This is a genomic window from Paraburkholderia sp. SIMBA_053, from assembly GCF_046534895.1.
Taxonomy (GTDB): domain Bacteria; phylum Pseudomonadota; class Gammaproteobacteria; order Burkholderiales; family Burkholderiaceae; genus Paraburkholderia; species Paraburkholderia caledonica.
In genome coordinates, this window is the sequence record NZ_JAWRXU010001270.1 from 1 (window position 1) to 251 (window position 251).

The 251-nt window shown below is 71.3% G+C and carries 1 protein-coding gene; it reads left to right on the top strand.

What is annotated here, in order from left to right:
- Positions 1-29 precede the first annotated feature (29 nt).
- Positions 30-251: magnesium chelatase domain-containing protein (locus SB753_RS39715; RefSeq protein WP_410805501.1), on the top strand; the 222-nt coding region annotated here is incomplete at its 3' end.

Below are 251 nucleotides of genomic sequence, written 5' to 3' on the forward strand. Positions count from 1 at the left end.
CTCCTGATCCGGCCGAGGAACGGGGCCGCATGAGCCTGGCGCTCGTGCACAGCCGCGCGCGCGTGGGCGTCGCGGCACCGGAGGTCAGGGTCGAGGTACATCTGTCGGGCGGCCTGCCGTCCACGCAGATCGTGGGTTTGCCGGAAGCGGCCGTGCGCGAATCACGCGAACGCGTGCGCGCGGCCATCCTGTGCGCGCAGTTCGAGTTCCCAGCACGTCGCATCACCATCAACCTGGCGCCGGCCGACCTG